The organism is Candidatus Nitrosarchaeum limnium BG20, from assembly GCF_000241145.1.
GTDB lineage: Archaea > Thermoproteota > Nitrososphaeria > Nitrososphaerales > Nitrosopumilaceae > Nitrosarchaeum > Nitrosarchaeum limnae.
Genome location: NZ_AHJG01000193.1, coordinates 1 through 23,081, shown reverse-complemented (window position 1 = coordinate 23,081; position 23,081 = coordinate 1). Strand labels below are relative to the sequence as shown.

General features: G+C 28.1%; 30 protein-coding genes and 1 pseudogene. 18 read left to right on the top strand and 13 right to left on the bottom strand.

Annotated elements, in window-relative coordinates; genetic code table 11:
* Positions 1 to 2 precede the first annotated feature (2 nt).
* Both BG20_RS06725 and BG20_RS11925 read left to right on the top strand, forming a co-directional pair.
* Positions 3 to 587, top strand: coding sequence for a D-sedoheptulose-7-phosphate isomerase (locus BG20_RS06725; protein ID WP_010192592.1), 585 nt, complete (start codon positions 3 to 5; stop codon positions 585 to 587).
* 126 nt (positions 588 to 713) lie between these two features.
* Entirely contained in the window at positions 714 to 1,307 is a 594-nt protein-coding gene (locus BG20_RS11925; RefSeq protein WP_081477543.1) for an SDR family NAD(P)-dependent oxidoreductase, read from the top strand.
* Position 1,308: 1 nt separating this feature from the next.
* Here BG20_RS11925 and BG20_RS14005 read toward each other — a convergent pair whose 3' ends face one another.
* Both BG20_RS14005 and BG20_RS12850 read right to left on the bottom strand, forming a co-directional pair.
* A complete protein-coding gene (locus BG20_RS14005; RefSeq protein ID WP_202945522.1) occupies positions 1,309 to 1,572 on the bottom strand; it encodes an HAD hydrolase family protein in 264 nt (87 codons plus the stop codon).
* Positions 1,520 to 1,816, bottom strand: coding sequence for a hypothetical protein (locus BG20_RS12850; RefSeq protein WP_202945521.1), 297 nt, complete (start codon positions 1,814 to 1,816; stop codon positions 1,520 to 1,522). Before BG20_RS12850 ends, BG20_RS14005 begins: the two co-directional genes overlap by 53 nt.
* A 50-nt stretch (positions 1,817 to 1,866) precedes the next feature.
* Between BG20_RS12850 and BG20_RS06710 the strand changes: the two genes are divergently transcribed.
* From BG20_RS06710 to BG20_RS06675, 9 genes are all read left to right on the top strand, one after another.
* Positions 1,867 to 2,691, top strand: coding sequence for a sugar phosphate isomerase/epimerase family protein (locus BG20_RS06710; RefSeq protein WP_010192583.1), 825 nt, complete (start codon positions 1,867 to 1,869; stop codon positions 2,689 to 2,691).
* A gap of 22 nt (positions 2,692 to 2,713) precedes the next feature.
* Complete coding sequence (locus BG20_RS06705; protein WP_010192581.1) at positions 2,714 to 3,385, top strand: SDR family oxidoreductase; 672 nt, start codon at positions 2,714 to 2,716, stop codon at positions 3,383 to 3,385.
* A gap of 12 nt (positions 3,386 to 3,397) precedes the next feature.
* Entirely contained in the window at positions 3,398 to 4,399 is a 1,002-nt protein-coding gene (locus BG20_RS06700) for a Gfo/Idh/MocA family protein (protein ID WP_010192579.1), read from the top strand.
* Positions 4,400 to 4,409: 10 nt separating this feature from the next.
* Positions 4,410 to 4,970: a cytidylyltransferase domain-containing protein gene (locus BG20_RS06695; RefSeq protein ID WP_010192574.1), complete on the top strand. Its 561-nt coding sequence runs from the start codon at positions 4,410 to 4,412 to the stop codon at positions 4,968 to 4,970.
* Positions 4,940 to 5,215 carry a glycosyltransferase family protein gene (locus BG20_RS06690; protein WP_010192572.1) on the top strand — a complete coding sequence of 92 codons (276 nt, stop codon included), beginning with the start codon at positions 4,940 to 4,942 and terminating at the stop codon, positions 5,213 to 5,215. Before BG20_RS06695 ends, BG20_RS06690 begins: the two co-directional genes overlap by 31 nt.
* Before the next feature lie 38 nt (positions 5,216 to 5,253).
* Positions 5,254 to 5,430, top strand: coding sequence for a hypothetical protein (locus tag BG20_RS12715; protein WP_193353033.1), 177 nt, complete (start codon positions 5,254 to 5,256; stop codon positions 5,428 to 5,430).
* A 38-nt stretch (positions 5,431 to 5,468) separates the two neighbouring features.
* Positions 5,469 to 6,449, top strand: a complete 981-nt coding sequence (locus BG20_RS06685) for a 6-hydroxymethylpterin diphosphokinase MptE-like protein (RefSeq protein WP_010192571.1) — start codon at positions 5,469 to 5,471, stop codon at positions 6,447 to 6,449.
* A gap of 37 nt (positions 6,450 to 6,486) precedes the next feature.
* A complete protein-coding gene (locus BG20_RS06680; protein WP_010192569.1) occupies positions 6,487 to 8,136 on the top strand; it encodes a B12-binding domain-containing radical SAM protein in 1,650 nt (549 codons plus the stop codon).
* Between the two features lie 70 nt (positions 8,137 to 8,206).
* Positions 8,207 to 9,040, top strand: coding sequence for an N-acetylneuraminate synthase family protein (locus BG20_RS06675; RefSeq protein WP_010192567.1), 834 nt, complete (start codon positions 8,207 to 8,209; stop codon positions 9,038 to 9,040).
* On the opposite strand, the gene BG20_RS06670 is transcribed toward BG20_RS06675, so the two are convergent.
* Positions 9,041 to 9,925: a class I SAM-dependent methyltransferase gene (locus BG20_RS06670; RefSeq protein WP_010192566.1), complete on the bottom strand. Its 885-nt coding sequence runs from the start codon at positions 9,923 to 9,925 to the stop codon at positions 9,041 to 9,043.
* Positions 9,926 to 9,991: 66 nt separating this feature from the next.
* On the opposite strand from BG20_RS06670, the gene BG20_RS06665 reads away from it, so the two are divergent.
* Positions 9,992 to 10,969, top strand: a complete 978-nt coding sequence (locus BG20_RS06665; protein ID WP_010192562.1) for a glycosyltransferase family 4 protein — start codon at positions 9,992 to 9,994, stop codon at positions 10,967 to 10,969.
* Between the two features lie 13 nt (positions 10,970 to 10,982).
* Here BG20_RS06665 and BG20_RS06660 read toward each other — a convergent pair whose 3' ends face one another.
* Genes BG20_RS06660 through BG20_RS06650 form a run of 3 tightly spaced genes read right to left on the bottom strand, consistent with a single transcriptional unit; the run spans position 10,983 to position 13,502 of the window.
* Positions 10,983 to 11,642, bottom strand: coding sequence for a capsular polysaccharide export protein, LipB/KpsS family (locus tag BG20_RS06660; protein ID WP_338032798.1), 660 nt, complete (start codon positions 11,640 to 11,642; stop codon positions 10,983 to 10,985).
* A 20-nt stretch (positions 11,643 to 11,662) separates the two neighbouring features.
* Positions 11,663 to 12,496, bottom strand: coding sequence for a hypothetical protein (locus tag BG20_RS06655; RefSeq protein ID WP_010192558.1), 834 nt, complete (start codon positions 12,494 to 12,496; stop codon positions 11,663 to 11,665).
* A 7-nt stretch (positions 12,497 to 12,503) separates the two neighbouring features.
* Positions 12,504 to 13,502: an NAD-dependent epimerase/dehydratase family protein gene (locus BG20_RS06650; protein WP_010192557.1), complete on the bottom strand. Its 999-nt coding sequence runs from the start codon at positions 13,500 to 13,502 to the stop codon at positions 12,504 to 12,506.
* Between the two features lie 277 nt (positions 13,503 to 13,779).
* Here BG20_RS06650 and BG20_RS06645 point away from each other — a divergent pair, with 277 nt between their 5' ends.
* The 3 genes from BG20_RS06645 (at position 13,780) to BG20_RS06635 (ending at position 15,680) form a co-directional block, all read left to right on the top strand.
* A complete protein-coding gene (locus BG20_RS06645) occupies positions 13,780 to 14,790 on the top strand; it encodes a glycosyltransferase family 4 protein (protein ID WP_157999283.1) in 1,011 nt (336 codons plus the stop codon).
* Between the two features lie 114 nt (positions 14,791 to 14,904).
* Entirely contained in the window at positions 14,905 to 15,303 is a 399-nt protein-coding gene (locus BG20_RS06640; RefSeq protein ID WP_010192554.1) for a hypothetical protein, read from the top strand.
* On the top strand, positions 15,300 to 15,680 hold the full coding sequence (locus BG20_RS06635) for a hypothetical protein (protein ID WP_010192553.1): 381 nt from the start codon (positions 15,300 to 15,302) through the stop codon (positions 15,678 to 15,680). Before BG20_RS06640 ends, BG20_RS06635 begins: the two co-directional genes overlap by 4 nt.
* Positions 15,681 to 15,760: 80 nt before the next feature.
* Here BG20_RS06635 and BG20_RS06630 read toward each other — a convergent pair whose 3' ends face one another.
* From BG20_RS06630 to BG20_RS06625, 3 genes are read right to left on the bottom strand one after another with little or no spacing between them, the layout of a single operon-like run.
* Entirely contained in the window at positions 15,761 to 16,654 is an 894-nt protein-coding gene (locus BG20_RS06630) for an asparagine synthase-related protein (RefSeq protein ID WP_010192551.1), read from the bottom strand.
* Positions 16,632 to 16,970, bottom strand: a complete 339-nt coding sequence (locus BG20_RS13650) for an asparagine synthase-related protein (protein WP_010192550.1) — start codon at positions 16,968 to 16,970, stop codon at positions 16,632 to 16,634. The genes BG20_RS06630 and BG20_RS13650 overlap by 23 nt, the downstream gene beginning before the upstream one ends.
* Entirely contained in the window at positions 16,967 to 18,352 is a 1,386-nt protein-coding gene (locus tag BG20_RS06625; RefSeq protein ID WP_010192549.1) for a nucleotide sugar dehydrogenase, read from the bottom strand. The genes BG20_RS13650 and BG20_RS06625 overlap by 4 nt, the downstream gene beginning before the upstream one ends.
* A 96-nt stretch (positions 18,353 to 18,448) precedes the next feature.
* Here BG20_RS06625 and BG20_RS06620 point away from each other — a divergent pair, with 96 nt between their 5' ends.
* Entirely contained in the window at positions 18,449 to 19,354 is a 906-nt protein-coding gene (locus BG20_RS06620; protein ID WP_010192547.1) for an SDR family NAD(P)-dependent oxidoreductase, read from the top strand.
* Here the strand turns inward: BG20_RS06620 and BG20_RS13280 are convergent.
* The 4 genes from BG20_RS13280 to tes are packed head-to-tail and all read right to left on the bottom strand — an operon-like array spanning position 19,351 to position 22,013.
* Complete coding sequence (locus BG20_RS13280) at positions 19,351 to 19,824, bottom strand: glycosyltransferase (RefSeq protein WP_256359090.1); 474 nt, start codon at positions 19,822 to 19,824, stop codon at positions 19,351 to 19,353. The genes BG20_RS06620 and BG20_RS13280 overlap by 4 nt on opposite strands.
* 53 nt (positions 19,825 to 19,877) lie before the next feature.
* The gene (locus tag BG20_RS13275; RefSeq protein WP_238527543.1) at positions 19,878 to 20,099 is read right to left on the bottom strand and encodes a hypothetical protein; all 222 of its coding nucleotides are present in this window, start codon (positions 20,097 to 20,099) and stop codon (positions 19,878 to 19,880) included.
* Between the two features lies 1 nt (position 20,100).
* Positions 20,101 to 20,298: a glycosyl transferase gene (locus BG20_RS13270; protein ID WP_010192538.1), complete on the bottom strand. Its 198-nt coding sequence runs from the start codon at positions 20,296 to 20,298 to the stop codon at positions 20,101 to 20,103.
* 50 nt (positions 20,299 to 20,348) lie between these two features.
* Positions 20,349 to 22,013 carry a tetraether lipid synthase Tes gene (gene tes, locus BG20_RS06610; RefSeq protein ID WP_007403146.1) on the bottom strand — a complete coding sequence of 555 codons (1,665 nt, stop codon included), beginning with the start codon at positions 22,011 to 22,013 and terminating at the stop codon, positions 20,349 to 20,351.
* A 116-nt stretch (positions 22,014 to 22,129) separates the two neighbouring features.
* Between tes and BG20_RS06605 the strand changes: the two genes are divergently transcribed.
* Together BG20_RS06605 and BG20_RS06600 are read left to right on the top strand one after the other, a co-directional pair.
* Complete coding sequence (locus BG20_RS06605; RefSeq protein WP_048097125.1) at positions 22,130 to 22,897, top strand: helix-turn-helix domain-containing protein; 768 nt, start codon at positions 22,130 to 22,132, stop codon at positions 22,895 to 22,897.
* A gap of 1 nt (position 22,898) precedes the next feature.
* A pseudogene (locus BG20_RS06600) lies at positions 22,899 to 23,081 on the top strand (metal-dependent transcriptional regulator); the annotation flags it as partial.

Here is a 23,081-nt window from a genome sequence, read left to right as displayed (position 1 = left end):
ATATGAAAAAAGGACAAATATCTAAATCAATAGAAAAATCAATTTTAGAAAGCTCCAAAGTTATCAAAAATTCAAATTCCCAGATTAAAGAAATTGAAAAATCTATCAAGGTGATCATAGAATGTCTAAAAAATGGTAAAAAAATTGTGATATTTGGAAATGGGGGTAGTGCAGCAGATGCACAACATATTGTGGCTGAATTTATTGGTAGATTTAAGCTTGAAAGAAAATGTTTACCGGCTATTGCTTTGACGTCAAATACTTCAATTCTAACTGCATTGGCGAATGATTATTCGTTTGATTCAATTTTTAGTCGTCAATGTGAAGGATTAGTCGAAAAAGGAGATGTGGTGATTGGAATTTCAACCAGTGGTAATTCAACAAATGTGAAAAAAGGTTTGGTTGCATCTAAAAAAATAGGGGCTTTAACTATAGGACTTTTAGGATCAAAGGGTGGAACGATTGGAAAAATTTGCAATATTTCAATAATCGTAAAGTCATCATCTACTCCAAGAATTCAAGAAGCTCATAGAACAATTTATCACATTATTTGTGAAGAAGTGGAAAAAGAGTTTAAAAGATTATGAACAAAAAAAACTTAGATAATAAAAATTGTTTAATTACTGGAGCAACAGGAGGATTAGGAAGTCAACTAGCAGAAATTCTTTTACAAAATAACTGTAATATTTTTTAACATCAAGAAATAACTCAAAATTAAAAAATTACAAGATAATTTAGAAAAAAAGAATAATAATAAATGTAAAATAATATTTCAATCTGGCGATTTAACAAAAATTTCAGACGTAAAAAAAATTATTAATAGTGTACGAAAAAATTTTAAAACAATCGATATATTAATCAATAATGCTGGAATATTTTTATCAAAACCAATTTTAAAATCAGATATAAATGAATTTCAAAATATTTTTGATGTAAATGTAAAAGCTCCTTTTTTATTTTGTAAAGAATTTTCAAGAGATATGAAAGAAAAAAAATGGGGGAGAATTATCAACATTGGATCATCATCATCTTATCAAGGATTTTCTGAAGGAACAATTTACTGTTCATCAAAACATGCGCTTTTAGGATTAAGTAGAAGTCTTTTTGCAGAATTAAAAGAATCAAAGATCAGAGTATTTAGTATTTCTCCAGGCTCAATTAAAACAAAAATGGGAAAACAGGATAAAAAACAAAATTACAAAACTTTTTTGGATCCTAAAGAAGTTGCAGAGTATATCGTATATTCTATAAATTTTGACAAAGAATTAGTTTCAGAAGAGATTCGATTAAATCGTTTTACAATGTAATTTAATATTTAATTGGGATTTTTTTAGACATCAAAATAAGTTCCGCCACTTCTCGAAATACACCTTTTCCCCCATTTGTTTCACAAACATAATTACATGATTTTTTTGCTATTTTAGTACCATCTTTTGGTACTGCTGCAAGTCCTACTAATTTTAAAAGATTGATATCATTAACATCATCTCCAATGTAAGCAATTTGAGATGGAGAAACATTATATTGTTTGCAGACTTTTTTGCAATATCTTCTCTTTACACAATACACCATCAAATAATTCAGCTTTCATATTCTTGGACCATTTTTTTACCATCATTGTATTTTCTTTAGTAATAATAATTGTTGGGATTTTATTTTTACGCAATAATGAAATACCCATTCCATCTCTAGCATGAAATTTTTTCATCACATCACCTTTACTTGAATAATACATTCCACCATTAGTCAATACTCCATCTACATCAGTAAGAACGACTTTGATTTTTTTTGCTATTAAAGTGAGTTTCAACATCATATCTAAAATAACACTATTTATTATAATTACATCTTAAGAAAATACCAATCATGTCAATAGAAATAGGAATAATGCAGGGTAGATTATCATATCCTATTCACAATACTATTCAAGCATTCCCAGAAGATTCCTGGGATAAAGAATTTGAATTAGCACATAAAATTGGTTTAGATTCAATTGAGTGGATTTTTGATACTTTTGATAAAAATCCAGTTATGGAAAAAAAATTCCATGAGATAAACAATCTTATTTCAAAATTTCAAATAAATATTAATTCAGTTTGTGCAGATTATTTTATGGTTAACAAACTTTTTAATGAATCAGAGTTCAATATAAGAAAAAATCTAGATACTTTAAAGCAATTAGCAATAAATTGCAAAAATATAGGTGTTAAGATTATAGAGATTCCTCTTGTGGATAATTCATCATTAAAATCTGAAAAGCACAAAAATGAACTAGTTAAAAATTTAGATAGTATTTTACCAGAAATAAATGATTTAGGATTGATAATAGCTCTAGAAACAGATTTACCTCCAATAGAGTTTTTAAATTTATTAAATAGATTTGAAAAAAATATAGTTTTTGCAAATTATGATACTGGGAATAGTGCATCATTAGGATTTAATGTAAATGAAGAACTCGAAATTTTAAAGCATAAAATTAAAAATATACATCTCAAAGATAGATTGTTTAATGGTAAAACTGTACCATTTGGTAGCGGGAGTACAAACTTTGATGACTTTTTTTTTATGCTAAAAAAAATTGAATATTCTGGTGATTTGATCATTCAAGGCGCTCGCGAACAAGAAATTTCCCCAGAACAGAATTGTATTAAATATCTAAATTTTATAAAACAATATCTTGATAAATATTGATAATAAGTGATAGTGAAAGAAGATGAGAATAATTGTTACAGGTTCAGAGGGGTTTTTAGGTAGTGAAATATCTCAATATTTAGAAAAAAATAATGAAGTAATTAGATTAGATATAAAGTTAGGACATGATTTAACTAATGAGGAATTTGTAATAGATTTTTTTAGAAATAATAAAGCAGATTGTCTTGTTAATTGTTTTGCTTTCAATGACCATGTTAAAAAGGGCAAAAAAAGAGGAACCATCTTTGACATAACATTAGAATCATTTAATGAATTTCTAGAAATTAATCTTACTGCATTATTTTCGGTTTGTCGTCAATTTGCAAAAAATAATCACAATGGTATCATTGTAAATTTTTCTGCTACCACTGGAATAGTTTCAGCAAGACCTGACATTTATGATGGAGCTCACAAACATCCAGCATATAGCATATCAAAAGCAGGTGTTATTAATCTGACAAAATTTTTAGCAACTCATTTAGCGCCAAATATTCGTGTTAATTGTATTGCTCCAGGAGGAGCAAGATTTGATCAAGATGAAAATTTTATTGAGAAATATTCTAAACTTACTCCAATGAAGAGAATGATGGAAAAAAATGAGCTTAATGAATTAGTTGAATTTTTGTGTTCTTCTGGTTCATCATACATAACAGGAGCTACAATAGTAGTAGATGGTGGATGGACAAGTTGGTAAAAACGATATAAAATGAAAAGAAAAATTAGATTTGGAATAATAGGATGTTCCAGAATTTCAGATTCATCAACAATTCCAGCTATTATAGAATCTCAATATGCAGAACTAGAATTCATAGGAAGTAGAACAACTGCAAAAGCCAAGAGATTTGCTAAAAAGTTTGATTGTAAGAAATATGGAACCTATGAAGAGGTATTAAAGGACAATCAAGTAGATGCGGTTTACATTTCAGTTCCAATAGGACTTCATGAAAAATGGTCTATTCGTGCTGCAAGAGCTGGAAAACACATTTTGTGTGAAAAATCATCGACAAGTTCCTATGAATCAGCAAAAAAGATGGTCTCTGAATCAAAAAAAAATAACGTTAGAATTATGGAAGGTTTTATGTTTAGATTTCACCCATCTATTCTAAAAATATCATATTTAGTAAATAAGAAAACTATTGGTAAAATTTTTTCATTTCAAAGCAGATATGGATTTCCATCCATTTCAAAAAAAGATATTAGATATCAAAAAAAACTTGGTGGTGGAATTTTAAATGATGCAGGTTGTTATCCTATATGTGCAAGTAGAATTCTCTTTAATGAAGAACCAAAATCAATTTATTGTAATTTAATTACAGATAAAAAATATAAAATTGATGAATTTGCAAATATTTTATTAATATTCAAAGATGGAAAAGTTGCAGAAATGAATGTTGGTTATGGGTTATTTTATCAGTCAATTTATGAAATTTGGGGTTCAAAAGGAATGATTAGTTTATCCAGAGCATACAATATTCCTCCAAACATGTCAGCATCGTTAAAGATCAATACAGAGAAAATCATGGAAATTAAAATAAAACCAGAGAATCATTTTAAATTAATGATTGATAGTTTTTCAAAAGAAATTCAAGGACAAAGAAAACATAGTTTTAATTTTGAGAGAGACTTACTTAATCAGGCAAGAATAATGGAAGCAGGAAGAAGATCAAGTCAACAAAAACGAATGATAAATATTTCTGAAATTATCTAAAACTAGAGAAATGGAATCAAATAAAAAATATAATGTAGATATTTTTATTCTAGCTAGATTAGACAGTAAACGTTTACCAAAGAAGCAATTGAGTCTAATTGGAGGAGTTCCTGTACTTAAACTACTAATTAATAGAATTAAATTTGCTAAAAAATTTCGTAAAATTATAGTTTGTACAACTACTAGAAATACAGATGATCCATTAATAGAATTTCTTGAAAAAGAAAAAATTGAATATTTTAGAGGTAATGAAAAAGATATTTTAGATAGATTACTAAATGCAGCCAAATTTTTTCAAACAGATATTATAATAGATGTTCAAGGAGATAAGATCTACACAGATCCAAAATACATAGACAAAGTCATTGATAAACTAAAAGAATCAAATGTAGATTTCATTTCTGGTTCAGACAATTCAAGAACATTTAATCCATCAGATCATTTTATTCATGGAATTATCCCATGTGGTTATAAGACATCAATTTTAGAAAAAATTTGTAATTTAAAAAAACAATTGATACAGAAACAGGATATTTGGAAATGTTTTTTGCAAAAAATTTGGCAAGTATAAGTTATTTACAATTAGAAGAAAAATCACAAATTGCAGAAAAAATTAGACTGACATTAGACTATAAAGAAGATTTGAATCTAGCGAGGGAGATATTCTCAAGACTAAAGATTGATTTTTCAGTTAATGAGTTATTAGATTTATTTGAAAAAAATCCCAAATTATTGGAAATTACTGAGCCATTAATAGAAAAATGGAATACAAATTATAATAAAAATATCATGGATTTTTCTATGAAAAATGATTAAAACAAAAAATATTTGTAATACTAAAGAATACTAATTATATGAAAACTAATTTTAAAAAATCTAAAGAACATACTCATCCTAAAATTGAAGAAGTTGAGAAAAAATTTACCCAAAAAGAATTTGAAGAATATATTCTAAAATCAGGCGCTATAGGCTCATATATGATTTTCAGATCAGATAAAAAAGAAGATGAATTAGGAATAGATGACCTATAATATGTTTTAATTAGAAGTTATATAGATTTAAGAAAATAATGGTAGAAATTTCAGAGCAGGAAGAAATTGAAAAAATCTGGAAACATGCTTTTTATGAATTAGATACTGTAGTGTCATATAAAATTTGGGTAAAAAATTTTGCTTTAAATTTACAAAAAATATGGACAGGTTATTCTTCCAAAATCCTTAATGAAGTAGGAGTAAATAAAACAGCAATTGTAATTGGAAGGGGACCGTCGCTACAAAAATTTAATCATTTAAAAAAATTATCTGAATCAAAATTTAATGAGGTAATCATTTGTTGTGATGGAGCTTTAATTACAGCATTGAAAGCTGGAGTTACTCCGAAAAAATTTAAAAAATTTTTTGTAGTCACAATCGATCCAAGAGAAGACACAAGAAAATTTTATGATGATGAGATTGTAGATTTGTATGGAAATGAAATAAAAGGAATTTTTTCTACAGTTTCTAATCCAACTACCATAGAAAGGGCTGAAAAAGCAGGCATTAAAATACATTGGATGCATAGTCTTGTTGATTATAATGAAGGGGAAAAATCATTTAATCAAATTTCTGCACTTATGACAAGGGCAAAAAATCATACAAATGGATTACCAGCAATTCAAACTGGTGGGAATGTAGGAACATCATCATGGTTTGTTGGTTGGAAGATTTTGAAATGCTCAAAAATTGTCTTAATTGGAATAAATCACGGGTGGGAAGAATCAGATAATTTAGAAAAAATTTTAACACATAATAATACATGTAAAAAAATAGATATTCAAGAAAACAGCCCTTCCTTTAAAAAATTATTTCCAAAAATTTACAATCCTGATTTTCAGTCTTATTGTATCTTGGATCCTATTTTTCAGTATTATAGTTCAGGATTTAAGGAATTCATAAAAAGATCACCTGTAGAAATAACCACAATTAATGCTACTCAAGGAGGATCAATTTTTGGAGAAAGAATTCAATGTGTTAAATTCGAAGATTTTCTCAAAGAATTTATTAAAATATAGTTAGATTTTATATGCTATAACATATAGAGTGGAATAGATGAAAGTATTATTTGTTGTACCAGAAATTAGGCTTGATGGAAAACCATATAGTAATCCACTATGGGCAGGTATTTTAGCCTCAATTGTTGAAAAAAAGAATGGACATGTAGGAATTTTAGATCTTAATGCATTAAGAATGAATTATGGTGGTGGATATGTTCCATCCAAGGTAATAGAAGAAGAAATCTCAAGCGAAAAATGGGATCTTATAGGTATTGGTGGATTAACTTCAACATATTCCAGAATGAAGCAGATAATTCCAATGATTAGAAAACATGCTAAGGACTCTATAATCATTGCAGGGGGTGGGTGGATTACCTATAATCCGGATGAAATAATGCAACTAATTCCAGAAATTGATTTGGCGTGTATTGGTGAAGGCGAAATAACTTTTGAGGAAGTTTATGATCAAATTGAAAAAGGTAGTAAGGATTTTGATAGTGTTGGAGGATTATGTATTAGAAAGAATAATGAATTCTTTTTTACAAAACCAAGAGCGTTAATTTCTAATTTAGACGATGTACCATATCCTAGTTACGATCTTTATGAATTAGATATTTATTTTAGATATTCATCAATGCCATATTCTGTTGATGCTATTAACTCTAAAAGAAGACTTACAGTTGTTTGGGAAAGAGGATGTCCAAGAGGTTGTACATTTTGTTCACATAATGGAATGTCAAGAATTGATATGCAGAATATTTTAGGGAGGGGGGATAGAAAAGCTGGTGAATTATTAGTTAGAGAAATTGATAAAGATAACGATACATTTCAATTACCTGCAAGATGGCCTACTCCCAGATATGCTGTAGATAATGTAAGTCTATTATATGAAAAATACAATATTGATTTTTTAACAATCAGTGATGAAAATATGACCAGTAATGCTAAGTGGACAAATGAATTTTGTAAATTATATGTTGAAGAAGGATTAGATAAGAAAGTAAAATGGGGTACATTAGGGGATGCACCTAGTGTTGCTACAAAACCAGAATTAATTAAAGTAATGAAAGATGCGGGTTGTTCATATATTTCATTTGGTTTTGAGTCTGCATCAGATAAGGTTTTATCTCAAGATATTCAAAAAGGACAAACACAAGAACATTTGCAAAAAACGATCAATGCTATTCAAAATTCAGGATTGCAGCCAATTGCAACATTTATGATTGGGAATCCACATGAAGATATTAATGATCTTATGGAAACAGTCACATTTTGGATGAAAAATGGAATTGTGGTAAATCCATTTATTTGTACCCCATATGTTGGTAGTCCATTATTTTATAACAACAAAGACAAAATTTTAGAACAGTATGATGAAAAAATTAAAATTTTAAATCAAAACAAGAGTAAAAATCAAAATTACCTAAAAAAGCTCAATTTACAAGCATTAGACGCTTTTATGAGTGAATGTGGGGATGCAACTGATTATACTGCTACTGTAAGTCAATACTTTACAATTCCAGAACTATATGCGTTGAAACAATTTATGTATAAACACGATGTAGTGCGAATGCTCCAAATGGCACATCAAAGATATCAACAAACAGGGGAAAATCAATGGAAACATGATGAAAAGTGGTCAAAATATTGTCAAATATGTAAATCAGAACAAGAAATATACCAAAAAATTGAAACTAAACAATAATTAACCAATTAATGATTATGAAATTACTTATCAAAGTAAATAGATTTTAGAAAAAGGAAGTTTAAGAAAAATGGTTTTCATAATTGCTGAAATTGGAATAAATCATAATGGAAGTTTAGATATTGCAAAAAATTTGATTGATGTAGCTATTTCTGCAGGTTGCGATGCTGTAAAATTCCAAAAAAGAACCATAGAAAAAGTATACTCCAAAGAAATATTAGATTCGCCTAGAGATAGTCCATGGGGAACAACCCAAAGAGATCAAAAAAAAGGATTAGAGTTCACTGTTTCAGATTATAAGAAAATTAATCAATATTGTAAATCTAAAAAAATCCCATGGTATTTATCATGTTGGGATGTTGACAGTCAAATACTCATGAGACAGTTTAAAACAAAATACAATAAAGTAGCTTCAGCAATGTTAGTAAATGAAAAATTATTAAAAATTATTGCGGAGGAAAAAAAATACACATTCATTTCTACAGGAATGAGCACTATGGGACAAATTAGTGATGCAATAAGAATTTTTAAAAAATATGATTGTCCATTTGAATTAATGCATTCACATAGTGCATACCCTATGAAAATAGAAGAAGCCAATCTAAAAGTAATTCAAACCTTAAAAAAGAAATTCAAATGTGATGTAGGTTATAGTGGACATGAATCATCGGCATATCTTGTATGTGTTACTGCAGTTGTTTTAGGTGCGACATCAATTGAGAGACATATTACTTTGGATAGATCCATGTATGGTTCAGATCAGGCAGCTTCATTAGAACCAATTGGATTAATGAGAATGGTAAAAGATATTAGAACTTTAGATAAAATATTAGGTGATGGGAGAAAAAGAATTTGGGAGTCAGAAATTCCTGCAATGAAAAAACTGAGAGAAATTCTTGCTTAATTATTTAGTTCCCACTACAAGAATTGTATCAGAAATAAATTTTTTAGATAAATATGACTTGTAATAATCTTCCAACCATGCATAGTTTTTATTTATTTGAAATGATGGACTTTGAATTTGAGGTTTTTTCAAAAGAGACCAATTAAACATATTTTCTAAACTATATCTTTGAACAGCAATAATTTTCATATTTTTCATTCCAGATCTTAAGAATATATTTTTTAGAATGTTGGGGGAAAAGTAGTGTAAATGAGCCCTTTGCCAATACCAATTTCTATAATACTCATTTTGATCTAATTGAAGATCATTAATGTTCGGTACTTCAACTATTATTTTTCCATTTTTGGAAAGAAGTTTTCTAGCCTTTTTAAGAAATATAATAGGATCAACAATGTGTTCTAAGACATGAAACATCACAATAGAATCCAAATTGGAGATCTTGGGAATATTGCCATTCACATCCATATCTAATACTTGTACATTAGGAGCTACTTTTTTAGAAATTATTCTTCGATCTTTTGATACTTCAATCCCAGTCACAGAAAATTTTAATTCTTGTAATTTTTTTAATAAAAATCCATGACCAGAACCAATTTCTAAAATCCTACCATTTTTAGGAGTGATTTTTTTAATTAGATTAATCCTTCTTGTTAAATCAACGGAGCTCCTATTTTCAATATTTTTAATACTAAAGGAAAATTTGATATTCTCAGTAGGTTGATCATTATTATAATAAATCTCATCGGATATTGATTTTGGAAATGGGGATAGTTGTATATGATTACAATTTAAACATTTTACAATTTTATGAATAGGTGAATCTCGAACAAAATTAGAAATAACTTTAAGATTCTTATATTTACATAAACAGCATGATTCTACCATATTTCTGGAGTAAATTAAGAACATAATGAATTTAACTAAATGAAAAAACAATAAAGTGTAGAATTAATGCAAAAAGTTTCAATAATAACTGTACATAACTGTAAAGTAGTAAATGGAAGCACGGTTAGACCAAAATGGCAAATTAATGCATTAGAAAAAGTTGGATTTAAAGATGCAAAAATGATTGATAGTTTTACTAAATTAAAATTAAATGATGTAAAAAATTCTTTAGTTCATGCTCATCAGTTCTCTGGAAGATTATTAGAAAATGAGAAATTTTTTGTTGATATACATGGTTTAGAATATATCCAATCAAAAAATTTATCAAAAGGATTTCCAATTACATCTTGGAAAAAATATGGTTACATTGCTAAATCTATTTTTTATAAAAGAGTTGAAACAAAATTATTCAAAAATGCAGTTCATTTAATTTGTTCTAGTGAAGATATTCAAGAAAAAGTTCAAAAAATACAAAATTCTACATTAATAAGAAATGCAGTTTTTGTAGATGAGTTTATGCCTACTGAAAACACTACTTTAAAGATTGCATTAGTTGGGCCATTTCTTCCAGGAACTATCAATTATGAAGGATTAGACATTATTTCAAAAATTGTCACAAGATTTCCAAAAATTAAATTTGTGTTTATTGGAAAAACTAATCAATTTTTTCGAAGTCAGTTAAATAATAAAAATACTGAATTTTTGGGGGTAGTAAATGATTACAAGAACACATTAAGAAAATGTAGTGTATTATTTGCACCATATCCAAATTATGCCAGATATTTAGGTTCAAAAAATAAATTTTTAGAAGCTGCAGCTTGCAAAATGCCAATTATCACTACATCTGCTGGAGCAGTAGATTTTAGAAATGATCTTTTATCAATTGGGGATACTATTGAAGAAATTTCTAATTTAATAGAAGTACTAATGGATGAAAATACTAGAAAAGAAATTGGTAGAAAACTAAGAAATGAAATTGAAAAAAAATATAATGCAATAATAGAAATAAATAAACTTGTAAAACTATACAATGAATATGGTTAATAATTTAAAATTATTAATTAAATAATTTTTTTTTAAATTCTTTTCCAAGTAACTCAAAATTATTTTTATATTTTTTATAGAAATTATTGAATTCTTTTTCTGTCAATATAGAATTTTTTTCATGACGTTGTAATAAAGAAACTGTTAAAGCATCCTTCATTATTTGAAAATAAGGTAATGGGATAGATTGTGAAAGAGTTGAATTCATTAATGCATTGAATTCTTTATTATTAAATTCAAATGATGTGAGATTTTTAGAAATCAGATTTGGTAAATCAGTAAGATTTTTTACTTTAGATACCATAGATAAACAATCATAGTATTCATCAGCAAATAATATTACTGGTTTTTTATAGAACAAAGCCTCAAACCCAGTAGAACCTGTAATAGATACTACACAAGAACATTTGGATATCAAATCTTGAGAATTTATTGAGGGGTGAATTAGCTTGACATTAGGTAATTCATGAATTTTTTTATAAAATTCAGTAGATCTCCATTGTTTCAAGCCTTGTCCAGGATGCTCCTTTACATAAAGAATAAAATCAATAGGAATAGAACGTGCAATGTTTTCAACCACAGCCAATTGATTACTAAAAAATGGAGAAATTGCTAGAATTTTTGCTTCTGGTTCTGTATGTAAAGGAAAATAAATGAATTTTTCATCTTCTATTTCATAAAGAGCAATTTTATCTAAAAATGTTTTTCTTTTTTAGTTTCAATTTTTGATGCAAATTTTGATTTAATCATTTTTAATTTTGTTTTTCCAGTATTTTGGTAGATATGCTCTGGGTCATTAGAAATTCGATGAATATAGTGAGAAATTTTTTGTGCAATACTAGAATTATCAAAATTAAATGTATGTTGAACTTTAACTGTTTCAACCAGACTTTGATTTTTAATGTAATCAGGTCCATAATTTTGTAATTTTTCATTTAAACTCAAAATTATTTTTTGAAATTCATTTGAAATTTCCTCATTTATAAGATTATTAGAAACAACAATTCTATTATGAATATGAGTGGGATTTATCATTAAAGTTTTAATTTTTAATTTTTTTGCAATTTTATAAAGTAAAGTATTAGCTATGTTTTCACCAGCTGTTTGCATTATGATTAATTTTGGGTTTATTCGGTTTAATAGTTCTAAAAAAAATCTAATTGAATTTTCAACAATTACTAATATTTCAGATTGTGAAAAGTTATGAAAATTAGTTCTATGTTTATGAAAAAATCTTTCACCATAAACATCTAACCATAAATTTAAATCAAATTCTTTTTCAAAAATTTTTAAATAATCAATATCAAAAAATGATTTGTTTATATAACAATCTGGATAATAGAGTATTTCATTAAATTGGATGATTTTTTGTTCTTTAAAAAAACTAACATCTTGACGAGTTGCTACAATTCCAAAAAAATTATACACTCCAAACTCTGATAATGATTTTGCAATGGCTAGATTAATAAAAGAATATGGCCCCTGATCTAACCATACTAGAACATTAGCTGATTTATTTTCAGACATATTAATATTAATTTGTGGTACTTAATTTTTTTTTAATCAAAATATCAATTTGTTCCTGTGGACTTGTTAATGTTTCCATATTCAAAAAATTTTTAACTTTTGATACATCTAATTCAATATTGTCTTTGTCAGTTGATGATCCTACTTCATCAAGTCCTTGATCAATGATAGATACTTCAGGTTTGATTTTTCCATTAGTATATTTATTTACAGAATTGGAAATAATATGTGCAAGATCTAAAATAGAAATGGGGTGAGGGTATGCAATATTCATAACATGTTCAATACTATTATTAGATGTCTTTTTCTGTTCAATGATTAGATTAACAAAATTTTTGGTTGCCTTACAAATATCAGTGATTGATGCATAAAGCATGGGTCTATTCATACTGTGTTTAAATGGAGTTAGTTTTTCACCAGAAATTGCTTTTTCAATAAATAGATTAGCTGCCGTACCCTTTGGCATTCCTTCACCCAGAACTGTTCCTATTTTTAATGCACCAAAAATTTTGTTTGGAGTTTTTTCATCATAAAATCTTATCAAACATTCCTGAATTGTTTTAGATAATGCATAAAGTCTTGCTCTATCCTCAACCATGTCAGGCCTATATCCAATGTTTTCTTGTAAAAGTCCTTTTAATTGTTGTTCACCATATGTGTGCCAAGAACTTATCAAAAGCATTCCTTGGATAGATGAGTTTTGAGATACTATTTCACAGATATTTTGAGTTCCTTTAACATTAACATTGTATCCCAAATTTTTGTCTTCATTTATTTTGGGAATTTGAATTATTGCAGAATGAATAATTACTTTAGGATTACCAATTTTTTGTAATGAATTAAAATCAGTAATATCAATTAATTCGTGAGGAATTTTTGAATTGGTCAATAATGATGATTGAGAAACAATATCAAATGTTTTTACAGAAAAGTAATTTTGTAAAAAGTGTGCTAACGAAGTACCGACAAAACCTGAACCAATAATAGCTACATCATAATTATTCATGATTTATAATTAAAATACCATTATATTAAGAAACATATTAGTAAGAAAAATTTTTGTCAAAATATTAAAAATATAATTAATCATTAAACTATATTATTATGATTAAATCTCTTAAATTATGAAGATTCCATTAGTTTCAGCATTTTTAGAAGATGATGTTTATGAAACTAGATTGAATGATAAATTTATGGAAGAAGTGATTTGTAATGAAGATCATTTTTATCATAGAATTGCAAAAGCATTATCAAGTAAACAATTTGAGCCTATTGTATATTATATGTCTCAAGAAAAAATTGAGAAAAAATTTATACACAAATATGGTCATACCATAATTAGAATACCAGCTAAAAAAATCAACTTCTTACATGAACCAATAATATATTCTCCACAGCTTATCAAAAATATTAAAAAAAACTATGAAATTTGTAATTTTGTATCAGGATATTATGTAATGTATAAGGTTCCAGATATGTTTGATTATTCAGTTTTCAAATTATATAAAAAAATGCCAATTGTAGCTAGATGGGCAGGTGGAAATAATAAATGGTTGATTCCAATTAGAAAATCTATCAAAAAAGCTGCACTACAGAAATGTGATAAAATTTTAGTATCAAGTATAGAAGAAATCAATGTTCTTCAGGAAGTATTTTGTATTAAAAGAGAAAACATATCACAAATAGTTAATCCAATAGATTTAACATTGTTTAAAAAACGTGAAAGAAATAAAGTAGCTGAAAAAATCTCTTTGGATGTAAATTTTAGATATTTGTTATATGTAGGAAGACTAACAAAAAATAAAGGACTTGAATTATTATTAGAAATTTTTAATGAGTTGAATTTTAAATTTGAAAATATTAAATTAATAATTATTGGAGATGGGCCATTATTAGAATTTATTAAAAATTTTATAAAAAATCATGATCTTGAAAAAAAGATTATTTTAACAGGTAGGTTGAATCATGAAAAAGCTTGTTATTATTACAACATTGCAACAGTATTAGTAAATACTGGATTATCCGCAGGATTACCAAATGTAATAATAGAATCTCTAGCATCAGGAACTCCAACAATTACAACAAATGTTGGTGCTTCAAAAGAATACATAGATGAAGAAAAAAATAACGGTATAGTGATAAAACCATCAAATAAAGATGAATTAAAAAATGCGATAATAACAATATTAGAAAATGAAAAGAAATTTAAAAATTGGGATACAGATTTTTTGGAAAAATTTTCCTATCAAGAATTTGGGAATAAACTAACAACGATTTATTCAGAATTACTATAAAAAAATAGTATAAAAATTGAGTTTAGAAATTGGAATATATTTGTAAAAAGAACACGAATAAAATTACATAAAATAATCTTTAACATTTAAACATGTGTATGAAAGTGTTATCTCATGCGAGAAGGTTGGATGAGGAGTAGATGGTGGGAATTCAGAATGGGGCATAGTACATATTTAATATTTATTTTAACATTTGTAAATTTTGTTTTAATTTCATATAGATTACTTATTGAAAAGATTCCATTTTTGAAAGAAATTGTTCCTGAATTATGGATTTTTGTTGTTGTATTTTTAGCATTATATATTCCGGTATCAATAATTATTGGGTTTTGGCATAGAAGAACTCAGTTAAGAGTAGAAACAACACTAAGTATGGAACAAAATCCATTTGTTGCAAAGATGTTTAGAACAATGTTAGATGTGCAAACAGGTAAAGCGACAAAAGAAGAGATAGAAAAATTTAGAGAAGTGCTTGTGAAAATTGAGAAGAAATTTGAATTTGGTGGAATATGAATAGTTATTGGACTAGAAGAAGATGGGTAGATGGTAGAACAGGACATGCAATATATCTTATGTTTCCATTAACTATGATAAATTTTATTATAGTCACATACAGATTTTTGATAGAAGGGGAATCTGAATTAAAAGACTTAATTTCAAATTTATGGTTATTTGGATTGATTTTTATAATTACATATATTCCGATATCAATAATTATTGGGTTTTGGCATAGAAGAACTCAATTAAGTGTAGAAAATAATATCAAATATCTTGAAAATCCACTATATTCAAAAATGTTCAGAGTTTTATTAGATGTACAAACAGGTAAAATAAATAAAGAAGAGATAGAAAAATTTAGAAAGGTTTTAACTGATATTGAAAAAAAATAAATTATTTTAAATTATAAAAAAATCAAAGGATAAATTTTTACAATCTAAGATTTATCATTAATACATAAAAATTAAAAATTTTATTTTATCGTTAATTTTTCTGCAGCTGCCATATTCTTGGAAATGAATAATCTATGCCATATTTCTAAAGCTAGAAGACCATAGAATTTATTTACATGTCTAATATCTAGTTCTTTATCAATATTATCATCAATCCAATTTTTATTAATTAATTTATCTTTGATAATTTCGCCATCCACTAGAAAAGTCTCACATAATTTTTTTCCGTAATTTTTCCAAAGGCTTTTTGTATCTACAGAAAATCCTTGCTTTTTAGGAATTACAAATTTTTCTACATTAAATTCTTTTAATATATTTCTCAAGATTAATTTTCCAAGTTTTTTTGTGGGATCATATTTCATTTCATTTGGAATGTGTGAAGTAAAATTAATTAATTTTGGATCTAAAAATGGAGAAATGGATTGCAGATTAAAAAATGAGTTTATTTTAGGATTTAATTGTAACCAATTATATAACAATTTTCCATTAAAATCTGCTAAAAATACCTGATCTAACGCATTTAGAGAATTATCAAAATATTCATCAATTATAGTGTAAATTTTTTCCCAATTGAAGTGCAGTTTTTCTCCAAAAAGTTGCTCTTGTTCTGGAATCCAATCCCTATTATGACAATTTAAATATGAAACGGTCTTTTCTCTCTTGGTAGACTTAGAATTAATCAAGGCTAAAAACGAATTATATCTGAAAGTATACCCACCAAATAATTCATCGCCACCATCTCCAGAAATTATAGCATTTGAATATGAGCTAGCATATTTTGCTAAGTAATACCAGTGAATGTCCCAAAATGGTAATTTTGTGATGGAAATTGCTTTTGGGAGTTCTTCAAAATAATTTTCAACTTCAATTATATGATGTGCTGTGTTTAAATTATCTGCAATTTTTTTTGGCATTTTTTGTTTCGTCAAGACTATCACTAAAACGAATGGAAAATGAATTTACATCTAATTTAGGAATTGCTTGTTTCAAAAGAGCTAATAACAAAGTAGAGTCCACACCGCTGCTTAAAGATATTCCAACATTTGATTTTTTTTCCAAATTTTCAAGATAATAATTTGAAATCATATCTTGAACTGTTTTTTCGGGATTAGACACTTTTTTTTGAGAAAAATCAGTCCAATTTAGTTTTTGAATAGGTGATGTAGTAGTTAGGTCATAACGTAAAGTCAGAATGGAAATAATTGAAAGTGGATTTACTTGTAAACTCAATATGGCCTACCAATTCCTCTATAGATAATTTTTAATCTATTTAATTCTGTAATATCAAATATACCTCTTGTATCAATAACTATAGGTTTTTTCATTAATTTATTAAAAATTTCAGGATTAATTGAAAAGAAATTTTGATGAGCTGTTAATATCAATATTGCATCAGAATTTGAAATCATATCTTCAATTTTTTGTTCAGTTCTAATTGAAAAAACATCTGTTGAAATAAAATAGGGATCAAATATTTTTATATTACATTCTAATGATTTTAATTCAGAAATAATTTTTTCTGCAGGTGCTAATTGAATATCCTTGACATTTGGTTTGTATGAAACTCCAAGAATTCCTATTGTACTTTTTATAATTTTTTTATCAATACTATCTAGAGCATCTTTCAATAATTGTAAGGTATGGATAGGCATTCGTTCATTAATTTCTCTGGAGACAGAAATTAGCTTAGGTATAGGTAAGGAGTTTGATAATGCAGAATTAATGATTTGGTATGAATTTACAGGAAGACACGGACCACCTACACCTGATCCTGGATAATGTACTTGAAAATTATATTTTCTCTTTGCAGCATCTAAAACAGTAAAAATATCTATTCCCAACTTTTCAAAAAGTAATGCTAATTCATTTACAAATGCAATGTTAACATCTCTAAATACATTAGTAGTTAATTTTACTGCATTTGCAGTTTTACAATTAGGCATTTGAATTAAATCAACTGAAAAAACATGAGAATAAATCAAAGAAATTAATTCGGACGACTTATTGTTAATTCCTCCTACTAACCTAGGTAATGTTTTGAAATCTTTTAGAATCTCCCCAGGGTTTGCAGTTTCAGGACATACACCAATACTAAAAGATTTACCTGCTTCAAATTTTTTATCTTGTCCTTCAATAATTGGTATCAAAATATTTTCTATAAAACCTGGTTCAACTGTGCTTTCTACAATAACAAGAGAGTTGGGGCAAAGAAAATCATGAATTTGTTTTCCAACAGATTCTAATGATGAATAGTCTGGAATATTATTATCAGTCATGGGAGTAGGCAAAGATAGAATAACAACATTTACTTGAGAAAGAGCATGTTTTATATCAACAGTAGCAATAAGCTTTTTATTTTTTATTACATCATTAAAAATTTCTTTCATTCCTGGTTCATCGTCTAAAGGAAAAATACTGTGATTGATTTTCTCAACTAAGTTTTGATTAATGTCTACTCCAATGGTTGTCAATCCAGATTTTGCAAATAATATTGCAGTGGGGAGTCCAATACGACCAATTCCAACAACTGCAACTTTAATTGAATCTAAATTTAGTTGAGAATTAATTTGATCTGATTGTAAAGTTATAATTTTTGATAGTTCCAAATTCATCAACTACTTTAAATTAGAACCTTAAATAGCCATCTTTATAATTTTGGCAAATAATTTATGATTAATACTTAAACAACCAAGAAAAATAGAAAAAATATGAAATATGTAGTTACTGGGGGGGCAGGATTTATTGGAAGCAGAATTGTGAGAGAATTAGTAAATGAAGGAAATTCTGTAACAGTAATTGATAATTTGCATACAGGAAAAATACAGAATATACAAGATGTTTATAATGAAATTGAATTTGTAAAAATGGATATTCGTAATTATGAAGAGATGAAAAAAATCATCTATGATTTTGATGGAATTTTTCATGAAGCAGCTTTAACAATAGTACAAGAGTCATTTACAAATCAAAATGAGTACAATGAGGTGAATGTGATTGGAACAGAAAATATATTTAAAATTGCTCAAGAAAAAAATATTAAAGTAGTTTTTGCTAGCAGTTCCAGCGTTTATGGAAATGTTGTAAAAATTCCAATCAAAGAATCATTTCCAAAAAATCCGATTAATCCTTATGGAATTACAAAATTAAAGGATGAAATTCTTGCAGAAAAATATTCTAAAATGAATTTGGATGTAATTGGATTACGATATTTTAATGTTTATGGTATTGGACAAACGGGTTCCTATGCAGGAGTCATAACAAAATTTCTAACTAAATTAAAAGAAAAAAAACATCTCCAAATTAACGGTAATGGTGAACAGATTAGAGATTTTATTTTTGTGGATGATATTGCGAAAGCTAACATTGTATCAATGAAAAGTAAAATTAAAGAGGGATTTTTTAATATTGGGACTGGAATAGGTACTACAATAAACCACTTGGCAGAAATTTTAATAGAAATATCTGGCGAAGATATTACATCAGTTCATTCAGAAGAATTAGAAGGAGATATAAAGTTTAGTCAAGCAGACACTTCATTAACTGAACAAGTGTTTGGTTGGAAATTTCAAACTGTATTAAATGAAGGTTTAAGAAAAATTTATTCAGATTTTTAATTATTTAGTAAATCTTGATAAAAATGAATATATTTTGGAATAATTTTTTTCCAACTCATTTCATTAGTTACAAATTCATAAGCTGCTTGTATCATTTCAGAATTTTCTTTATTTTTTAGAATTTTATTAATTTCAGATGATAATTTAGTTGAATCTCCAGAAGGAACTAATATTCCAGTTTTAGTATGTTGAATTAATTCTGGAATACCACCTACATTTGTTCCAACGACTGGAATTTTTAAAAAAAATGCTTCTTTGATATTTGTAGGTAGACTTTCCATTCTAGATGGAACTGCTAAAACACTTGAAGATTTTAGTAATTTCATTGCATCAAACCATGGTAGATTTGTACAATAGATAACTTTTCCTTCTATAGATTTTTCCGCATGTTTTAGAATATCTATTCCTTTTTCAAAACTATCTCTTCCAAGATAAAGTACTTGGTATGGAATTTTTTTAACATCAGGAATAGTTTCTAATTTTTCTGTATCTATTGCAGAAGGTAAATATTCAAAATCTAGATTTAATTTTTTTTATATTCATTTTTTGATATTTTTGAATCAGTAGTTAATTTATCTGCCCATTTTACTACTTTAGATTCTGTAAATGATGCAATAGAACTAACTGAGTTTGAATGTAGTTTTTTTACCTGTTCACTGAATACGCCATGTATTGATAAAACCTTCTTTGTACCTTTTGAATATCGCATTGCAAATGCTGATGGTACATTAAAAGCATGAACTATGTCATATTTTTCTCGGTTTAGTAAGCCTTTGATTGTCCCAAATATTGCAAAACTTGGATTTTTTTAGATTTTTTATTGGGATGTGGGGAGTTTCCATTTTTGTAACTTCATGCCCTTTTTGTATTAATTGATCTGCTAACATTGCAGCATGTCCACCTATACCACCACTAAATCGAGGGGAAATGAAAAGGAACTTCACTAGCCAAAATAATTGAATCGTCTTAAAATATGTTAGATTTGTATGTTATTTTACATTGTAGCTTGAGCAGCATCATGGAACATCTGGCTTTTTGCACAGCCAGCAGCAAGTTCATCGCCTGCTCCACGTCTCATTAATCCTCTATACAGACCATCTTCTAGTTTAACTCCTTCTCTTTGTTCCCATTCCTCTACTGTGATGGAATATTTCTTTTGAATTCTGTCTCTATACCATTCTGGAATTACATTAAATGCACAAAATGGAACAATTCTAAGGTCTGGGGTTAAGTAATGAATATCACATCTTTGTAGTCTTTCCAAGTCTTCGTTGTATTTGTCTTGGAAGTGCATCATACCTAAGAATAATCCTTTGACGTGCCATGAGCCAATGGACTCAAATGATCTCTTCATCAAGATATTACCAAACATCTTTGCTAGGTCTAATCCAGCTGGTTGCTTCTTTGTATCAACAAATCCTTTGAGTTTTCTTACAACTTCAAGCATTGTAAAGTATTTGTTTTTACCAGAACGAATCTCTTCTGCTTTGTCCTCAAATAGTTCAAGCATTCCTTGAATGTCACAGAATTTAGTTAGTGGAACGAATTTCTTTGTCTCTGCATCCTCAAAGATGTATGTACCTGCCCCACAAGCAAAGTGGATAGATAACTCATACTTTGGTTTACTAGAGAATGCTTCAATTACATTGGTTAGTGGCATGCAACTTGGTACTGGGAACCAGTCATCAACTGTTACCTCACCATTTGTTTGTTCTTCAATTCTTTGAATGCAATCTGGAACTGTGATTCTATATTTTTCACGTTCTCCCTTACCCATTCTTCCAGTTAGTGATACTGGTTGGAAGTTTACAGCGTGAACTACATCCATGTTCTTTTGTGCATATCTGATAATTCCACCTAATTCATGATCATTAATTGATTTGATTACAGTTGGAACAAATACTACAGTTGTACCTGTTTTTCTGCAACTGTCAAGGGCATAAGGAATTTCCCAGTGATTCTTTGGATTTGTTCTTGCAGTTACACCATCAAATGATAGATACAAGTTGTTACATCCAGCCAGTCTGACTTCTCTTGCTGCTTCTGGATCCATTGCATGTCTGATACCGTTTGTATTCATCTGGACATGGTCAACACCTTCTTCTTTCATTATTTTAATAACATCAGCAATGTCTTCTCTTAGCATTGGTTCACCACCAGTAATTTGGATAGAGTTACCTGGAATTGGTCTTTCAGCCTTTAGTGTTTTCATCATACCTCGTACTTGTGTATGATCTGGCTCGTACATGTAAGCGCCTTCAAGACCTTTCTTTACATAGAAAAAGCAATACCAGCATGTTAAATCACATCTGTTAGTTACGATCATGTTTGCCAATCCACTATGAGATAGGTGGTTTGAGCACAATCCACAGTTATTTGGACATGAACATTTGTCAATCATTACGTTTGGAGAATGAGCACCTTTGCCATCCATCCAATATGTACTGAATTTTTTGTACATTTGATAAGAACCAAAGTATAACTCTTCACATTCACCGTGAGTTGGGCAAATCTTTGACATGTAGACTTTATCGTCTCTCTCAAATACCTCAGCATCCAAGATCATGTTACAGTCAGGACATATGCTTTGAGTGAATCTAATGGTGGATTTTTTTCCTAGACTTTTAGTTGATTGATTGGAAATCTGAATTAATGCCATGCCTGTATTGGAAATTCTTCCGAGATGCTATATAACCCATTTCACACCCACCCCCGTATGGAATTTAGTAATTAGGCATGTCTGATTTAAATAACAAAACTGAACGAGTAGATCGCATGAACATATCAGATAAGACAAGAAAGTCTCTAGAAAAGATAGGTCTTACTAGCTACGAAATTAGAACATTTACTTCATTGCTTCAATCTGGAGAATTGACAGCAGCTGATCTTAGTCAAAAATCAGGAGTTCCATATTCAAAAATTTATGAGGTGCTGGGAACGCTAGAAGAAAAAGGATGGATAGGCTCTGATGACTCAAGACCAACAAAATATTTTGCAAAATCGCCATCTACAGGATTAGAAACGACTAAACAAAAGATGCAAAATGAATTTTTACAAAATCAAAATATTATTTTAAAAGAACTAGTACCATTATATGAAAAAAGTGGAACTAGTGAGAAACCAGATATATGGGTATTATCAGGTGCAATAAATATCGCCTCAAAAATTTTAGAGATGGTTGAATCTTGCAGAAATGAGGTAATGATTGCATTGCCTGAAGCAGGACAAGAACTAGTAAGACAGGCTTTACCAAAATTAAGATCACTTCATGATAAAGGGGTAAAAATTACAATATTGACATCAGATAAAATGGATAAAGATTCCATCAAAGCAATAAGCAGAGTTGCGACAGTAAAAATCAAAAAAGGACTCTTTGGTGGTGGAATAATTTCAGATAACCGATATGTCGTGATTTTACTTGGACCTGAAATGAAAGAGATGAACACATCAGACATAGTAGCAATATGGGCAGATCATACCGGATTGGCCGGATTTGCACGATCATACTTTGAATATTTATTAAAAGATTCAAAGATGGTATAGTATGGAGGCAATAAATGATGATAACGATGAAACTCTTTTTGTAGGGACTGCAGAAGCAGAGCATGTTGAAATGTATCTAAAGGCAATTTGGCACATTAAAGAAAGAGGAGAAGATGTCAAAATCAGTACCATTGCAAAAATGCTCAATGTTAGACAACCAAGTGTTGTACAAATGCTCAAAAAA

Excerpts from the sequence above, each read along its gene's own strand:
- BG20_RS06725 (WP_010192592.1), top strand. The coding sequence starts at position 3 with ATGAAAAAAGGACAAATATCTAAATCAATAGAAAAATCAATTTTAGAA.
- BG20_RS14005 (WP_202945522.1), bottom strand. The coding sequence starts at position 1,572 with ATGGTGTATTGTGTAAAGAGAAGATATTGCAAAAAAGTCTGCAAACAA.
- BG20_RS12850 (WP_202945521.1), bottom strand. The coding sequence starts at position 1,816 with ATGATGTTGAAACTCACTTTAATAGCAAAAAAAATCAAAGTCGTTCTT.
- BG20_RS06710 (WP_010192583.1), top strand. The coding sequence starts at position 1,867 with ATGTCAATAGAAATAGGAATAATGCAGGGTAGATTATCATATCCTATT.
- BG20_RS06705 (WP_010192581.1), top strand. The coding sequence starts at position 2,714 with ATGAGAATAATTGTTACAGGTTCAGAGGGGTTTTTAGGTAGTGAAATA.
- BG20_RS06700 (WP_010192579.1), top strand. The coding sequence starts at position 3,398 with ATGAAAAGAAAAATTAGATTTGGAATAATAGGATGTTCCAGAATTTCA.
- BG20_RS06695 (WP_010192574.1), top strand. The coding sequence starts at position 4,410 with ATGGAATCAAATAAAAAATATAATGTAGATATTTTTATTCTAGCTAGA.
- BG20_RS06690 (WP_010192572.1), top strand. The coding sequence starts at position 4,940 with ATGTTTTTTGCAAAAAATTTGGCAAGTATAAGTTATTTACAATTAGAA.
- BG20_RS12715 (WP_193353033.1), top strand. The coding sequence starts at position 5,254 with ATGAAAACTAATTTTAAAAAATCTAAAGAACATACTCATCCTAAAATT.
- BG20_RS06685 (WP_010192571.1), top strand. The coding sequence starts at position 5,469 with ATGGTAGAAATTTCAGAGCAGGAAGAAATTGAAAAAATCTGGAAACAT.
- BG20_RS06680 (WP_010192569.1), top strand. The coding sequence starts at position 6,487 with ATGAAAGTATTATTTGTTGTACCAGAAATTAGGCTTGATGGAAAACCA.
- BG20_RS06675 (WP_010192567.1), top strand. The coding sequence starts at position 8,207 with ATGGTTTTCATAATTGCTGAAATTGGAATAAATCATAATGGAAGTTTA.
- BG20_RS06670 (WP_010192566.1), bottom strand. The coding sequence starts at position 9,925 with ATGGTAGAATCATGCTGTTTATGTAAATATAAGAATCTTAAAGTTATT.
- BG20_RS06665 (WP_010192562.1), top strand. The coding sequence starts at position 9,992 with ATGCAAAAAGTTTCAATAATAACTGTACATAACTGTAAAGTAGTAAAT.
- BG20_RS06655 (WP_010192558.1), bottom strand. The coding sequence starts at position 12,496 with ATGTCTGAAAATAAATCAGCTAATGTTCTAGTATGGTTAGATCAGGGG.
- BG20_RS06650 (WP_010192557.1), bottom strand. The coding sequence starts at position 13,502 with ATGAATAATTATGATGTAGCTATTATTGGTTCAGGTTTTGTCGGTACT.
- BG20_RS06645 (WP_157999283.1), top strand. The coding sequence starts at position 13,780 with ATGTCTCAAGAAAAAATTGAGAAAAAATTTATACACAAATATGGTCAT.
- BG20_RS06640 (WP_010192554.1), top strand. The coding sequence starts at position 14,905 with ATGCGAGAAGGTTGGATGAGGAGTAGATGGTGGGAATTCAGAATGGGG.
- BG20_RS06635 (WP_010192553.1), top strand. The coding sequence starts at position 15,300 with ATGAATAGTTATTGGACTAGAAGAAGATGGGTAGATGGTAGAACAGGA.
- BG20_RS06630 (WP_010192551.1), bottom strand. The coding sequence starts at position 16,654 with ATGCCAAAAAAAATTGCAGATAATTTAAACACAGCACATCATATAATT.
- BG20_RS06625 (WP_010192549.1), bottom strand. The coding sequence starts at position 18,352 with ATGAATTTGGAACTATCAAAAATTATAACTTTACAATCAGATCAAATT.
- BG20_RS06620 (WP_010192547.1), top strand. The coding sequence starts at position 18,449 with ATGAAATATGTAGTTACTGGGGGGGCAGGATTTATTGGAAGCAGAATT.
- tes (WP_007403146.1), bottom strand. The coding sequence starts at position 22,013 with ATGGCATTAATTCAGATTTCCAATCAATCAACTAAAAGTCTAGGAAAA.
- BG20_RS06605 (WP_048097125.1), top strand. The coding sequence starts at position 22,130 with ATGAACATATCAGATAAGACAAGAAAGTCTCTAGAAAAGATAGGTCTT.